The organism is Nonomuraea sp. CA-141351 (assembly GCF_050944675.1).
GTDB lineage: Bacteria > Actinomycetota > Actinomycetes > Streptosporangiales > Streptosporangiaceae > Nonomuraea.
In genome coordinates this window covers 3,153,671-3,167,888 of the sequence record NZ_CP191982.1, presented here as the reverse complement: position 1 = coordinate 3,167,888, position 14,218 = coordinate 3,153,671, and the positions used below count along the sequence as shown (strand labels likewise).

Here is a 14,218-nt window from a genome sequence, read left to right as displayed (position 1 = left end):
TCGCGAGCGGCCACCGTCTCCGTCATGAGAGAGCCCCTTCCTTGAGCACGGCGGCCACCTGCGGCGCCACTCGATCGGCCCATCCGGCCAGTACCTCCTCCAACTGCGGAATCTGCGACTCCAACACCGCCAGCCCCGGGGTGGGCACGAAGGCCCCCAGCTCCACCAGCAGCGGCCGCAGGTGCACCTCCACAGCCAGCGAATGTTTGGGATCCCCCATGACCAGCAGCGGCAGCGCCGCCTTGCCCGCCAGCGCGTCCGGCGGCAGGCGGTCAAGGAGAGACTTCAGCAGACCGGTATAGGTGCCCTTGTAGGTCGGGCTGGCCACCACGAGCACGCTCGCCCCCGACACCAGTTCCAGCGCCGCGCCCACGTCGGGGTGCTTGCCGGGCGAGAGCAGGTGGGGCCCTGCCCCCGACAGGTCCACGACCTCGTACGCCCCGGACGAGGCGCCGAGGCGGCCGCCGACCGCCTGGGCGGCCGAGGTGGCGACGGCGAGGGTGCGGGAGCCCGGCCGGGGGTTGCCGACCAGCGTCACGATGCTCATCGCGCCGCCGCCACTTCGTGCCGGACCTCGGCGTAGCGGGACGGGGGTCTGGGCAGGCCGTAGTTCTCGCGGAGGGTGCGCCCCTCGTAGTCGTACCGGAACAGGCCCCTGATCTGCAGCTCCGGCACCACGTGGTCCACGAAGTCGCTCAGCCCGCCGGGCAGGATCGGCGGCATGATGTTGAACCCGTCGGCCGCCCCGGAGAAGAACCACTCCTGGAGCTGGTCGGCGATCTGGCCGGGCGTCCCGGCGACGACGCGGTGGCCGCGGCCGCCGGCGAGGCGGCCGAGGAGCTGCCTGACCGTGAGGCGCTCGCGCCTTGCCAGGTCCACGACGAGCTTGCGCCGGCTCTGCGCGCCCTCCGTCTCGACGGACACCTCGGGCAGGGGCTCGTCCAGCGCGTCCTCGGTCAGTTCGATGCCGGTCATGTGGGAGAGCTGTGCCAGCCCGTACGCGGGGATGATGAGATCCTCCAGTTCCTTCTCCAGCCGCAGCGCCTCGTGCTCGGTCGAGCCGATGATCGGCGAGATGCCCGGCAGGATGAGCACGTCCTCGTGCCGCCGGCCGTAGGCAGCCAGGCGGCGCTTCAGATCGGCGTAGAACTCCTGCCCTTCCTGCAGGGTCTGCTGGGCCGTGAAGACAGCCTCGGCGTAGCGGGCGGCGAACTCCTTGCCGTCCTCCGACGACCCGGCCTGGACCAGGAGCGGGTGCCCCTGGGGTGGGCGGGAGGTGTTGAGCGGCCCGTCGACCGCGAAGTACTCGCCGGCGTGCTCGATCGCGTGGATCTTGCCGGTGTCGGCGTAGAGGCCGCCGGCGCGGTCGCGCAGGATCGCGTCGTCCTCCCAGCTGTCCCAGAGCTTCCGCGTGACCTCCAGGAACTCGGTGGCCCTGGCGTAGCGGTCGGTGTGTGACGGACGGACGACGCCGAAGTTGCGGGCTTCGGCCTCGCCGGCGGAGGTGACGATGTTCCAGCCGGCCCGGCCGCCGCTGATGTGGTCGAGTGAGGCGAACTTGCGGGCCACGTGGAAGGGCTCGTTGTACGTCGTCGACACGGTGGCGATGAGGCCGATGTGGTCGGTGACGGCCGCCAGGGCCGACAGCAGGGTCAGGGGTTCGAGGCCGCCGAGCGCGTTGTGCTTGACGTTGCCCTTCAGTGCCACGCCGTCGGCGAGGAAGACCGAGTCGAGCTTGCCGCGTTCGGCGATCTTGGCGAGCTCCTGGTAGTGGCGGACGTCGGTGAGGCGGGCCGGCTCTGTCCGGGGGTGTCGCCAGGCCGCCTCATGGTGGCCGACGCCCATGAGGAAGGCGTTCAGGTGGAGCTTTCTCGTCACGTGGTCCTCCAGGTGGAGAAGCGGCGCTCGACGCCGACCAGGAGCAGGTTGAACAGCACGCCGAAGGGGAGCCGGCCGCCGAGGATCCGCCGGCGCGTCTCCTCCGGGACGTCCTCCTCGGCCTCGTCGTCGGGCAGGTCGTACCAGTGAATGTCTCCGGGGAGCAGGCGCCGGTCAGCCATGAGCCCGCTCCAGTACCCGCGCCGCCGCGACCTCTTCGCGCAGCAGGCTCCACACGCGGCGGCGGTACTCGCCGAAGGCCGGGTCAGCCCTCAAGTCGCCCTCCCGTGAGTCGAAGCGCACATCGATGATCTCTTTGATCCGGCCCGGCGTCGAGGTCATCACGGCGACCCTTTGACCGAGATAGACGGCTTCGTCGATGCCGTGCGTGATGAACACGACGGTCTTGCCGGTCTGCTCCCAGACGTGGACCAGCTCCTCCTGCAGCGACTCGCGGGTCCGCGCGTCCAGAGCGGCGAACGGCTCGTCCATCAGCAGCACGTCGGGGTCGAACGCGAGGCTGCGCGCGATGGCGACCCGCTGCCGCATCCCGCCGGACAGCTCGTGCGGGTACCGCTCCTCGAACCCGGCCAGGCCCACGAGCGCGAGGTGCTCGCGTGCCCGCCGCGCCCGCTCCTTCCTCGGCACGCCCTTGGCCTCCAGCCCGAACTCCACGTTGGACTGGGCCGTGCGCCAGGGGAACAGCGCGTACTGCTGGAAGACGATGCCCCGGTCGAGCCCGGGTCCGGCGACCGCCACGCCGTTGATGAGGATGTCGCCGGACGTCGGCGCGCTCAGCCCGGCGATCAGGTCGAGCAGGGTGGACTTGCCGCTGCCGCTGGGGCCGACGAGCGTGACGAACTCGCCCTCGCGCACGTCGAGGTCGATGCCGGAGAGCGCGGTGATCGGCTGGGGATCGTCCCTGACCTGGAACGTCTTGGTCACGTCCCGGATGCTGATCTTGGTCATGAGCCGCTCGCGGCGGCGTATGGGTTGGACTTGATCACGGTTGGTCCTCTGATGGACGGAAGAGGGATGTCAGCGGTACGTGATCAGCGACACTGCGCGCTGGCGACGTGGCCGAAGTCCACGTGCGGGCGCGTGGTCAGGTAAAGGCCCATGTCTATGAAGCTACGATCCCCGACCGGTAAAGTCAACATTTCCTACTGGACATACATGAATTAGTCCCAAGCCTGCGCGAGCAGCTCGTATGAGCGGACGCGGTCGGCGTGATCATGGGTGATGGTGGTGATCAGGAGCTCGTCGGCCTGCGTGACGCGCTGGAGCACGCGCAGCCCTTCCGCGACCGCCTCCGGGTCGCCGGCGAACTGGGTGTCGACGCGGTCGGCCACCAGTCGCCTGTCCTCCTCCGTCCACACGTGGGCGTCGGCCTGCTCGGGGGTGGGGTACGGGATGGCGCCCTGGCCGGTGCGGATGCTGCGTACCCAGAGGCCGTAGGGCTTGGCCAGCTCCCGCGCCGCAGCCTCGTCGCCGGCCACGACCGCGTCGGCGGACACGATCACGTACGGCTCCGCCAGGACGGCGGACGGCTTGAACGCCTCCCGGTACGCCTCCACGGCCTCAAGCACGGTGGCGGGGCTGACGTGGTAGTTGGCGGCGAACGGCAGACCCCGCTCCCCCGCCACCCGCGCGCTCTGGCCGCCGCTGCTGCCCAGGATCCACAGCTCGACGTCCGCGCCCTCGCCCGGGACCGCGTGGGCGGCCAGACCGTCGGACGAGGTGTAGGTGCCGTGCAGGAACGCCTGCACCTCGTCGAGCTGGTCGGCGAAGTCCGGGGTCCGGGCGCCGGGCTGCTGGAGGAGCGACGCCTGGAAGGCGAGGTGCGGCGCCCTGAGGAGCCCGGAGAAGTCGAACGGCGGCGGAATGAGCAACCCGTCCACCACCCGCCCCTGCTCGGGTGGCGCCGGGGGGCCTTCCGCGCGGCGGGCGAGCTCGGCGCGGCGCTGGCCGGAGCGGCCGAGACCGAGGTCGATGCGGCCCGGATGGGCCGCGTCCAGGAGGCCGAACTGCTCCACCACCGCCAGCGGCGTCTGGTGGCCCAGCTGCACCGCCCCCGAGCCGACCCGGATCCGGCTGGTCGCCGCGGCCACCAGCCCGATGAGCACGGCGGGAGCCGAGCTGACCACGCCCGCCGCGAAGTGGTGCTCGGCCAGCCAGTAGCGCCGGTAGCCGAAGGACTCCGCCTGACGTGCCAGGTCGATGGTGTTGCGCAAGGCGTCCCGGGCGTTGCCGCCGGCCGGGATCGGCGCCAGGTCGAGGATGGACAGGGGAACCGTCATGACGAGCCTCCGGGGAACGGCCTGCTGGGAATCTCCTTGCGCAGCACCGGGGCGATCTCCGACTGGAACAGCTCCAGCGCCTCGCGGTGCTGCGCGTCCGTCAGCCCGTCGGCGTCCGCGTGCAGGTGCATCACCTCGTGCCCGAACCGCTCGTGGTACCGCAGCACCTTGTCGATCACCTGCTGCGGGCTGCCGACCAGGATGGAGCTCCGCTCGATGGCGTCCTCCAGCGAGTGGAAGACCGGCGGCACCCCGTACTTCTTGAAGGTCTCCAGGCGGGCGTCGAAGATCGGCCGGTACGTCTCGACGGCGTCCTGCGAGTTCTTGGCGGCGTAGTAGCCCGCGCTGCCCGCCCCGATCAGGGCGTCGGCCGGGTCGTGGCCGTAGTGGGCCCACCGTTCGCGGTAGTAGTCGATCAGCTCGGCGTAGGGGTCGATGGGGTTGGTGACGTTCGCGGAGAAGAGCGGGTCGCCGTAGCGCGCGGCCAGGTCCACCGACTCCTTGCTGGTGGCGCTGCCGTGCCAGACGCGGATCGGCTGCTGGAACGGCCGCGGCCAGGTCTCCGCGTCCGTCAGGGACGGCCTGAACCGCCCCTCCCAGGTCACCTTGTCCTCCCGCCACAGCCTGCGGAACAGCTCGTACGACTCGCGGTTGCGATCCCACTGGTCCTCGGCGGTGACGTGGAAGAGCTGGGCCTGGGCGGCGCCGTTCCCCTTGCCGATGATCAGCTCGAGCCGCCCGCCGGACAGGTGGTCGAGGGTGGCGTAGTCCTCGTACGCCCGTACCGGGTCGAGCAGGCTGAGCGTGGTGACCGCGGTGAACAGCCGGATGCGGGACGTCTTGGCGGCGATGTGGCTGAGCACCACGGGCGGCGAGGAGGAGATGAACGGCCGCTCGTGCCGCTCCCCCACCCCGAACCCGTCGAATCCCAGCTCCTCGGCCAGGACCGCGTTGGAGATGACCTCTTGGAATCGCTCGTTCGTGGATTTACGGCCGTCATGAACGATCAGGGTGATCGCCAGAAATTTCACGCAATGTCAGCTTTCTGGGAGGCGTAACGATTGATCGCGGGCGGCAGGCCGAGGTGCCCGCGCAGGGTGGCGGCCTCGTACGCGCGCCTGAAGGCGCCGCGCCGCTGCAGCTCGGGGACGAGCTGCCGGGTGATCCCCTCCAGGTCGAGCGGCAGGGCGCCGGGCCGCAACCGGTACCCCTCGATCCCCGACTCCCGCCAGTCGAGCAGCAGGTCGGCCAGCTCGGCGGCGGTGCCGGTGAACGTGAACGCGTCGGACTCGGGCGGCGGGTCCAGCTCGTCGAGCCGGGCCTTGCGGTCGGCCGCGTCGTCCCCGACGTGGACCAGCAGGTCGGCGAAGACCTTGAGCGGGTGCCCGTCCCTGGGGACGTTCCTGACCTGCTCGACGATGTCCCGCGCGTGGTCCCGGCCGTGCGGGGTGACGAAGACGACGTCGGCGGAGCGGGCGGGCAGCTCGTACGGCACCGCCGACCCGCCGTGATCGAGCACGGTCACGACCGGCTGCCCCTGCGGCGGCCTGGGCGTGATGGACGGCCCCTTGACGGAGAACCGGGATCCGGTGAAGTCGATGTAGTGCAGCTTGTCGCGGTCGATGAACCGGCCGGTGGCCACGTCGCGGATCTCGGCGTCATCCTCCCAGCTGTCCCACAGCCGCCTGGCCACCTCCACGGCGTCGGCCGCCTCCTGGAACAGCTCCCCGACGAGCTCGCGGCTGCGCTCGTCGGGCTCCCATCGGCGCCGGTCGGCCGTGTCCCGCTTCGGGATGAGCGCCGGGATCTCCCTGCGGCCGAAGTGGGCGGCCTCCCAGCCGCGGCCGGAGACCTGGACCCGCCAGCCCGCGCGCCCCAGGCTGACGTGGTCCAGGCTCGCGATGCCGATGGCCACGTGGAACGGTTCGGTGTGTGTGGTCGTGGCCGTCGGCACCAGTCCGATGTGCGTGGTGAGCGGCGCGAGCGCGGCCGCGAGCAGCACCGCGTCGAACCGGCCGCGCACCTGGTCGGTACGCCCGTCCGGCCCGTCGAGGCGCGTGGACTGCAGCCCCAGGGAGTCCTCGATGGTGACGAGGTCGAGCAGCCCGCGCTCGGCCTCGGCGACGAGGCCGGCCCAGTGGCGCGCGGTGAACAGCTCCCGCGCGTCGACCGCCGGGTCCCGCCAAGCTGCCGGATGCCATCCGGCGCCGTCGAGCGCGACGGCCAGGTGAACAGGCGCGTCCGTCATGCGACACCTCCCAGCCCGAGGTGGTCGCGGAGCGTGGTGCCCTCGTAGTCGGTACGGAAGGCGCCGCGTTCCTGCAGCAGCGGCACCACCTTGTCGACGAAGTCGTCCAGCCCGCCCGGCGTCAGGTGCGGGACCAGGATGAACCCGTCGGAGGCGTCCGTGCGCACGAACTCCTCGATCTGCCCGGCCACCGTCGCGGGCGAGCCCACGAACGACTGCCTCCCCGTCATCTCGATCACCAGCTCCCGGATCGTCAGCTGCTTCTCCGTGGCCACGGCCCGCCACTTGTCCGCCACCGCGACCCGGTCGGCCACCTGCACGCGGCCCTGGGAGACGCCCTGCTCGACGGCCGGCTCCACGTCGGGCAGCGGCCCCTCGGGGTCATACGTGGACATGTCCCGGCCCCAGATCTGCTCCAGGAAGGCGATCGCCGTCTGCGGCCCGACCTGCTGCCGGCGGATCTCGGCGGCGTGCTCGGCCGCCTCGGCGTCGGTGTCGCCGAGCGCGAACGTCGCCCCTGGCATGATCTTGAGCTGGTGCGGCTCCCGCCCGTACCGCCCCAGGCGGCGCTTGACGTCGGCGTAGAAGGCCCGACCTTCCTCCAGCGTGCCGTGGCGGCTGAAGATGACGTCGGCGTTGGCGGCGGCGAATTCCCTGCCCTCGTCGGAGTCGCCCGCCTGGATGATCACGGGATGGCCCTGCGGGCTGTGCGGGACGTTGAATCGCCCCTCGATGTCGAAGTGGTGGCCTTGGTGACGTACGGTCGCGATGGATCCGGGCCGCAGGAACCGCCCGCTCTCCTGGTCGGCGCGCACGGCGTCGGGCTGCCACGAGTCCCACAGTTCGCGGGACAGCCGGACGAACTCCTCGGCCCGCGTGTAGCGGTCGGAACGGTCCAGGTAGCCGCCGCGGCGGAAGTTCTCTCCGGTGAAGGCGTCCGAGGTGGTGACCACGTTCCAGGCGGCCCGGCCCGCGCTGAGGTGGTCGAGCGTGGCCAGCCGTCTGGCCAGCTCGTACGGCTCGTTGAAGGTGGCGTTGACGGTGGCGGCCAGCCCGAGCCGCTCGGTGACGGCGGCGAGCGCGGCCAGCACCGTCAGCGACTCGGGGCGTCCGACCACGTCCAGGTCATGGATGCGGCCCTTCAGCTCGCGCAGCCGCAGCCCCTCGGCGAGGAAGAAGAAGTCGAATTTGCCGCGTTCGGCGGTGCGGGCCAGGTGCTGGAAGGACGTGAAGTCGATCTGGCTGCGGGATCGGGGGTCGGCCCAGACGGTGGTGTTGTTGACGCCGGGGAAGTGCGCGGCCAGATGAACCTGCTTCATGCGGCCTTCTCGCGGCGGTGGGGGACGTCACATGCGGTCATACGCGCTCCTTTCAATACCCAGTTAAACAGTAGGAAAACTGGGTATCGCTGTCAACGGAGCGCGGACGTGGGCAAGGGGATCGCGGGGAACGGGTTGTCGGGCAGCAGGATCACGCGGCGCGGACGGTCGGCCTGACCTGCGGCGTCGAGGTGCAAGAGCGCGGCGCCGATGCCGGCCGCGCCCACCATGTAGCCGGTGTCGGCCGTCACCTCTCCGGGGCGCAGCCGCCGGTACGCCTGGTACCAGCGGTAGCCTCGCCCGTCGTGGTCGGTGGCCCGGCCGATCAGGTCGGCGGCGAGCCGGCGGGCGTACTCCAGGTGGGTCTCATCGCCCGTCGCCGCCCACAGCCCCACGAACAGCTCGATCAGGCCGGCCGTGCCGCAACATTGGCAGGCCACGTTCCAGTAGCCCTCGGTACGGCGCCGCGGCACGCCGCTCTTGACGATGCCGCGGGCAAGCCGCTCCACCCACTCCAGGTCGCCGGGGTCGCCCGCCACCCGGTACAGCTCGTAGAACATCCTGGCCACGCCGGCCGAGCCGGAGCAGAAGCCCAGGTAGTGCAGCTCGCGGGCATGCGGCACGTGGTGCGGGACGACCGCGCAGGAGCCGCTCACGACGCTGATCTCGCGGACGAAGGCCGCCCCGCTACGGGCGGCGAACAGGAACCGCTCGTCGCCGGTCACCCCGTACAGGCGGGCGAGCAGGAACGCCGTGCCGGACGTGCCCGCGAGGAAGCCGGGCGTGACCGCGTCCATGGGCAGGTCGGCGCAGTCACCGAACTGGTGCCCGGGGACGGGCAGCCGGGCGATCCGCAGCCCCGCCTCCAGGGCCGCCTCCTCGTACGCGGGCACACCGAGATGGGCCGCCGCCCGGAGGAGCCCGAGGATGATGCCGCCCTCACCCCGCTGGGCGGGATCCCGCGACCATCCGACGCCGTTCCCGGACTCCCGCCCCCTGCGGACGATCAGGTCGGCGATGGCGGCCGCCTCGCCCTCGAAGTCCCCCTCGCCGAGCGCCCAGCCCGCCTCCATGAGCGCGATCATTGTGCCGGTCAGCCCGTGGTAGAGCGAGAGGTCGTCCTGCTCGCGCCAGGTCGCGGCGAGCCTGCGCGCCCCGGCCGCGGCGTCCTCCAGGTACGCCTCGTGGCCGGTCGCTGCGGCGAGCTCGAGGAAGAACAGCACGATGCCCGCCGCCCCCGAATAGAGGGACCCGGGCTCGGGGGTGACCGCCGACCCGCCGTGCGGATCGGGATTGGCCACCCAGCGCCTCCCATGCTCGTCATGGGCCGCGGCGGATCTGATCCACCGGCCCGCCAGGATGGCGGCGGTCAGCGGGGAATCGGCTCGGGCGCTCGATGCGCGAATCCTGTCCAGGCTCACTTTTCTACTATCCCACACAGTTGGTAGGAAATTCAGGAAATCCGGGGAACCGCCTCGACGAGTTCCCGCGTGTACGGATGCCGGGGCTGCGAGAACACCTCCGTCACCTCTCCTTCCTCTACCACTCTGCCGTCCTTCATGACCAGCACCCGGTCGGCTACATGGTGTACCACGCCGAGGTCGTGGCTGATGAACAGCATGGCGGTACCGTACTCGGCCTGGATCTCGGCGAGCAGGTCGAGCACCTGGGCCTGGATCGAGACGTCGAGCGCGGAGACGGGCTCGTCGCAGACCAGCACGTCGGGGCGGGGGCCGAGGGCCCGGGCGATGGCCACGCGCTGTCGCTGGCCACCCGACAGCTCTCTCGGGTGCCGTCCGGCCACGCCGGCGGGCAGGCCGACGCGGTCGAGCAGGCCGAGCACCCGGGCGCGGCGCTCGGCTCGGGGCAGGTCGAGCGGCTCGGCTACCAGGCGGCCGACGGTGTGACGGGGGTCGAAGGAGTCGAGCGGGTTCTGGGAGATGATCTGGATCCTGGGGCGGAGCGGGCGTCGTCTGCGCTCGGGCACGCGGCTCCACTCTCCGCCGTGCAGGGTGACCCGGCCGGCATCTGGTTCGAGCAGGCCGAGGGCCAGGCGGGCCAGCGTGGTCTTGCCGGAGCCCGACTCGCCGACCACGCCGAGCGTCTCGCCCTCGCACAGGACGAACGAGACGTCGTCGACCACCCGGCGCGGGCCGTACGACTTGGACAGGGCGGTGCCGGCGAGCACCCGCGCCGACGGGTTGGGCGCACGCCGGGGCAGGGGCGCGCCGGGCGGGGTGGCCGAGAGGCGGGTGCCGCGGGAGGCGGCCGACGGGACGGCGGCCAGCAGCGAGCGGGTGTAGTCGTGCGCGGGCGCCGACAGCACGCTCTTGACGGGGCCCTCCTCGACGACCCGGCCGTCCTTCATGACGAGGATGCGGTCGGCGATCGAGGCGACGACGGCCAGGTCGTGGCTGATCAGCAGCAGCGCGCACCCGGCGGCCCGGCGCTCGGCCAGCAGCCGCAGGATCTGGGCCTGCACGGTGACGTCGAGCGCCGTGGTCGGCTCGTCGGCGATGATCAGCTCGGGGCCGGCCGCGATGGCGGAGGCGATCAGCACCCGCTGCCGCAGCCCGCCGGAGAGCTGGTGCGGGCGCTGCCCGATCCGGAGCGCAGGATCGGGCACGCCCACCGCGTCGAGCAGCTCGAACGCCTTGTCACGGCGCCGTGCCCGTGGGACGACGTCGTGAACGGCCAGCACCTCGCCGATCTCGGCTCCCACGGTCCGCAGCGGGTCGAGCGAGACCAGCGCGTCCTGCAGCACCAGCCCCGCGAACCCGCCCCGCAGCCGCCGCCACTCCGCGGGTCCGAAGCCCAGCGCGTCCCTGCCGCCGATGCTGAAGGCGGACGCCCGCACGGTGGAGCCCGGTCCGGTCAGGCCGAGCAGCGTGCGGGCCGTGACACTCTTGCCGGATCCCGACTCCCCCACGATGGCCACGCACTCGCCCGGGGCGACCGACAACGAGATGCCCCGGACGACCTCGGTCCCGCCGAAGCTCACCCGCAGGTCCTCCACGGCGACCAGGGTGGTGACCGAAGGCGGGGCGGCGTAGGTGGTCATGGGGTTCTCCCCTCGAAGCGGCGCTGGAGGCGGCGGCCGGCGGCGGTCAGGCAGACGACGGTCAGCGTGATCGCGACGCCCGGGAAGAGCGCCTCCCACCAGGCGACGCGCAGGTAGTTGCGGGCCTCAGAGAGCATCGCGCCCCATTCGGCGGCCGGCGGCTGCGGGCCCATGCCGAGGAAGCTGAGCCCCGAGGCGGCGATGACGGCCGTGCCGAGCCCGATGGTGGCCAGCACGGGGATGGGCCCGAGCACGTTCGGCAGCACGTGCCCGAAGGTGATCGCGGCCCTGGACCGGCCGAACGTGACGGCCTGCTCGACGTACCCGGCGCGGCGCACGACGAAGGTCTGGGCGCGGATGACGCGAGCGTAGTTGGGGACCTGGGCGATGGCGATGGCGAAGATGACGTTGCCGGTGCCGGGCCCGGTGATGGCGATGACGAGCAGGGCGAGCAGCAGCTCCGGCAGGGTGGACAGCACGTCGAACGACCGGGCCAGCGCCTCGTCCAGCCACCTCGGGGACAGCCCGGCGGCCAGGCCGAGCAGCACGCCTGCGGCCACCGCCAGGGCCGTCGCGGTGACGCCGATGCTGAGGGAGTGGCGGGCGCCGTACACGACCCTGGACAGCACGTCGCGGCCGAGGTGGTCGCTGCCGAACCAGTGGGCGCCGCCGGGCGGCGCGAGGGCGCTCACCGGGTCGGCCGCCAGCGGGTCCACCCCGGTCAGCAGCCCCGGCGCGGCCACCGCCACCGCCAGCAGGGTCAGGAACGCCAGTGGCGCCACCACGCCGAGCACCGCTCGGGGAGCACGGGCGTCGAGTGCGGTCACGAGCGGCCTCCGATCCGGGGGTCGATGGCGCGGTAGGCCAGATCGAGGAGCGTGCTGATGGTCACGTACACGACGGCCGACAGCAGGACGACAGCCATCACCACCGGCATGTCCCGGCCCGTCACGGCCCGCATGGCCACCTGGCCGAGCCCGGGCCGGCCGAAGAGCACCTCGGTGATGACCGCCCCGCCGAGCAGCGTGCCGGTGAACCAGCCGGCCAGTGTGACTGCGGGGATCAGCGCGTGCCTGAGCGCGTGCCTGGCCACCAGCCGCGCCTCGCTCAGCCCGCGCGCCCGGGCCGTGACCGCGAACGGCTGCTCGAGCGCCCGCTCCAGGCCGCCGCGCAGCACCTGCCCGAGCACGCCCGCGATCGGCAGGCCCAGCGCGCACGCGGGCAGCACCAGCGCCTGCGGCCCGGACGCGCCCGACACCGGGAACCAGCCGAGCGTGAACGAGAACACCGACAGCAGCACCAGACCGATGAGGAACGGCGGCACCGACACCGACACGAGCTCGGCCGCCGAGGCCGCGCCGCGCAGCCACCGGCCCCGCCCCGCGGTCACGACGGCGATCACCCCGGCGAGCGCCACCCCGGCCCCGGCGGCGGCCAGCGTGAGCTGCACGGTCGGCCCCACCTGGCCGGACAGGACATCGCCGACGCCGAGCTGGAGCTGGTACGAGCGGCCGAGGTCGCCGTGCAGCAGCCGCCACAGGTAGGCCAGGTACTGGACGACCTCGGGCCGGTCGAGCCCCCATTCGGCGATGATCTTCGCCCGGATCTCCGGCGTGTCGGCGCCGTCGCCGATCAGGACGTCGATGGTCTCGCCCGGGGCGAGCATCAGCGCGACGTACGAGGCGCTGGCCGCCGCCCACAGCACCGCGAGGCCGGTGAGCAGGCGCCGGGCCAGGGCACGGCTCCAGTTGGACAGCGGTCTTCCGGTCATGTGGCGATCCGGACGTCGTACGCGCCGCGCGGCGTGCCCGAGGCCTCCTCGAAGCCCAAGCCCTGCACGGTCTTGTGCGCCGCGATCTGGTCGGCGGGCACGTAGATCGGGAACACGATCGCCTTGCCCCTCACCACGACCTGCTGCGCCTTGGCGTACAGCGCCTTGCGCTCGCCCAGGTCGGAGCTGGTCTGGGCGGCGGCGAGCCACTTCTCCACGTTCGGGTCGGAGAAGCCGGTGCGGTTGATCGCGCCCCTGCCCGGGAGCAGCAGGTTGAGCGCGGCGCCCGCGTCGGCGTCGCCGCGGGAGTTCTCGAAGATCTCGTACTCGCCGTCGTTGAGCGCCTTCTGCGCCGTTCCCTGATCCACGATCTTGACCTGGAAGTCGATCCCGGCGCTCTGCTTGACCTGCGCCTGGATGGCCTGGGCGAGGATGTCGCGGCGGTCCCGGATGAACGCGGCGGAGGCGACGGAGCGTACGGTGAGCCGCTTGCCGTCCTTGACGCGGTAGCCCTGGGCGTCGCGCTGTTTCCAGCCCGCCGCGTCGAGCAGGGCGTTGGCCTTGGCCGGGTTCCCGCCGAAGGAGCCCTCCAGCGAGGCGTCGTAGAACGGGCCGCCCTTGGTGACGATGCTCCACGCCCTGGTGGCGGTCCCCTGGTAGACGGCCTTCAGCACCGCGTCCACGTCCACGGCCTCGCGGAACGCCTCCCGTACGCGCTGGTCGTCGAAGGGCGCGTGGGCGGTGTTGAAGTAGTAGGAGAAGGAGGTGCCCGAGTTGAGCGAGCTCTGGTAGGTCAGCCCGGGATCCTGCTTGATCATGGCGGCGTCGGTGGCCGGGACGCCCTCGATGACCTGCACCTGCCCCGAGGTGAGCGCGCCGACGCGCACGGCCGCCTCGGGCAGGAACCGGTAGGTGATCCGCGAGAGGTAGGCGGGTCCCTGGTGCCCCGCACCGGCGGGCGGCCACTTGTAGCCGGGGTTGCGACGGTAGCGGATCTCCTGGCCCTGCACGTACGACTCGAGGATGAACGGCCCGGTGCCCACCAGGTCAGGGCCGCCGAACTTGACGTCCTTGGCCGCCTTCAGCGACTTCGGCGAGATCTGCCCCGCGTACGGCGAGGCGAGGAAATCGAGGAAAAGCGCGTCCGGCTCCTTCAGCGTGACCTCGAGGGTGGTCGGCGACTTCACCTCCGCCTTGGCGAAGGACTTGAGCTGGATGGCGGCGACGGTGGGGTTGTAGCCGGGCACGAAGAACTGCTCCAGGTTCGCCTTGACCGCCGCCGCGTCGAACTTCGTGCCGTCATGGAACGTCACGTCGTCGCGTAACTCCAGGGTGTATGTCAGCCCGTCGTCCGACACCTTCCACGACTTGGCCAGCCACGGCCGGAACGTGCCGTCCTTCGCGCGCGAGAGCAGCGCGTCGAACTGGTTGAACACGAGCAACCTGACCTTGTTCTGCCCCCACTGCTGAGGGTTCAAGGTGATCGGCTGGGTCTCGATGGCCCAGGTCAGAGCGGTGTTCTGGGCCTGCTGGGCCGGTTGCTGAGATCCGCAGGCGGTCAGGGAGACAACGAGGACGAGGGGGGCGATGCCCTTGAATCGCTTCACACGCATTCCTTGCGGCCGATTACCTATCCAAACG

13 protein-coding genes are annotated in these 14,218 nt (G+C 71.7%); all 13 read right to left on the bottom strand.

Features of this window, described 5'->3' with window-relative positions; translation table 11 throughout:
- Nucleotides 1-22: 22 nt before the first annotated feature.
- The 13 genes from ACQPWU_RS15320 to ACQPWU_RS15260 all read right to left on the bottom strand — a co-directional run bounded on the left by ACQPWU_RS15320 (nucleotide 23) and on the right by ACQPWU_RS15260 (nucleotide 14,190).
- Nucleotides 23-547, bottom strand: a complete 525-nt coding sequence (locus tag ACQPWU_RS15320) for an NADPH-dependent FMN reductase (RefSeq protein ID WP_433440425.1) — start codon at nucleotides 545-547, stop codon at nucleotides 23-25.
- Nucleotides 544-1,878, bottom strand: a complete 1,335-nt coding sequence (locus ACQPWU_RS15315) for an LLM class flavin-dependent oxidoreductase (RefSeq protein WP_433440423.1) — start codon at nucleotides 1,876-1,878, stop codon at nucleotides 544-546. Before ACQPWU_RS15315 ends, ACQPWU_RS15320 begins: the two co-directional genes overlap by 4 nt.
- Nucleotides 1,875-2,060 carry a hypothetical protein gene (locus ACQPWU_RS15310; protein ID WP_433440421.1) on the bottom strand — a complete coding sequence of 62 codons (186 nt, stop codon included), beginning with the start codon at nucleotides 2,058-2,060 and terminating at the stop codon, nucleotides 1,875-1,877. The genes ACQPWU_RS15315 and ACQPWU_RS15310 overlap by 4 nt, the downstream gene beginning before the upstream one ends.
- Nucleotides 2,053-2,847 (bottom strand): ABC transporter ATP-binding protein, encoded by a 795-nt coding sequence (locus ACQPWU_RS15305; RefSeq protein WP_433440419.1) that lies wholly within the window; start codon nucleotides 2,845-2,847, stop codon nucleotides 2,053-2,055. The genes ACQPWU_RS15310 and ACQPWU_RS15305 overlap by 8 nt, the downstream gene beginning before the upstream one ends.
- Nucleotides 2,848-3,059: 212 nt before the next feature.
- The gene (locus tag ACQPWU_RS15300) at nucleotides 3,060-4,178 is read right to left on the bottom strand and encodes an LLM class flavin-dependent oxidoreductase (protein ID WP_433440417.1); all 1,119 of its coding nucleotides are present in this window, start codon (nucleotides 4,176-4,178) and stop codon (nucleotides 3,060-3,062) included.
- The gene (locus tag ACQPWU_RS15295; RefSeq protein WP_433440415.1) at nucleotides 4,175-5,209 is read right to left on the bottom strand and encodes an LLM class flavin-dependent oxidoreductase; all 1,035 of its coding nucleotides are present in this window, start codon (nucleotides 5,207-5,209) and stop codon (nucleotides 4,175-4,177) included. The genes ACQPWU_RS15300 and ACQPWU_RS15295 overlap by 4 nt, the downstream gene beginning before the upstream one ends.
- Entirely contained in the window at nucleotides 5,206-6,426 is a 1,221-nt protein-coding gene (locus ACQPWU_RS15290) for an LLM class flavin-dependent oxidoreductase (protein WP_433440413.1), read from the bottom strand. The genes ACQPWU_RS15295 and ACQPWU_RS15290 overlap by 4 nt, the downstream gene beginning before the upstream one ends.
- The gene (locus ACQPWU_RS15285; protein ID WP_433440411.1) at nucleotides 6,423-7,745 is read right to left on the bottom strand and encodes an NtaA/DmoA family FMN-dependent monooxygenase; all 1,323 of its coding nucleotides are present in this window, start codon (nucleotides 7,743-7,745) and stop codon (nucleotides 6,423-6,425) included. Before ACQPWU_RS15285 ends, ACQPWU_RS15290 begins: the two co-directional genes overlap by 4 nt.
- Before the next feature lie 92 nt (nucleotides 7,746-7,837).
- Nucleotides 7,838-9,166: a lanthionine synthetase LanC family protein gene (locus ACQPWU_RS15280; RefSeq protein ID WP_433440409.1), complete on the bottom strand. Its 1,329-nt coding sequence runs from the start codon at nucleotides 9,164-9,166 to the stop codon at nucleotides 7,838-7,840.
- A gap of 32 nt (nucleotides 9,167-9,198) precedes the next feature.
- Entirely contained in the window at nucleotides 9,199-10,806 is a 1,608-nt protein-coding gene (locus ACQPWU_RS15275; RefSeq protein WP_433440407.1) for a dipeptide ABC transporter ATP-binding protein, read from the bottom strand.
- A complete protein-coding gene (locus ACQPWU_RS15270; protein ID WP_433440405.1) occupies nucleotides 10,803-11,633 on the bottom strand; it encodes an ABC transporter permease in 831 nt (276 codons plus the stop codon). Before ACQPWU_RS15270 ends, ACQPWU_RS15275 begins: the two co-directional genes overlap by 4 nt.
- Complete coding sequence (locus ACQPWU_RS15265) at nucleotides 11,630-12,577, bottom strand: ABC transporter permease (protein WP_433440403.1); 948 nt, start codon at nucleotides 12,575-12,577, stop codon at nucleotides 11,630-11,632. The genes ACQPWU_RS15270 and ACQPWU_RS15265 overlap by 4 nt, the downstream gene beginning before the upstream one ends.
- Nucleotides 12,574-14,190 (bottom strand): ABC transporter substrate-binding protein, encoded by a 1,617-nt coding sequence (locus ACQPWU_RS15260; RefSeq protein WP_433440401.1) that lies wholly within the window; start codon nucleotides 14,188-14,190, stop codon nucleotides 12,574-12,576. Before ACQPWU_RS15260 ends, ACQPWU_RS15265 begins: the two co-directional genes overlap by 4 nt.
- Nucleotides 14,191-14,218 lie beyond the last annotated feature (28 nt).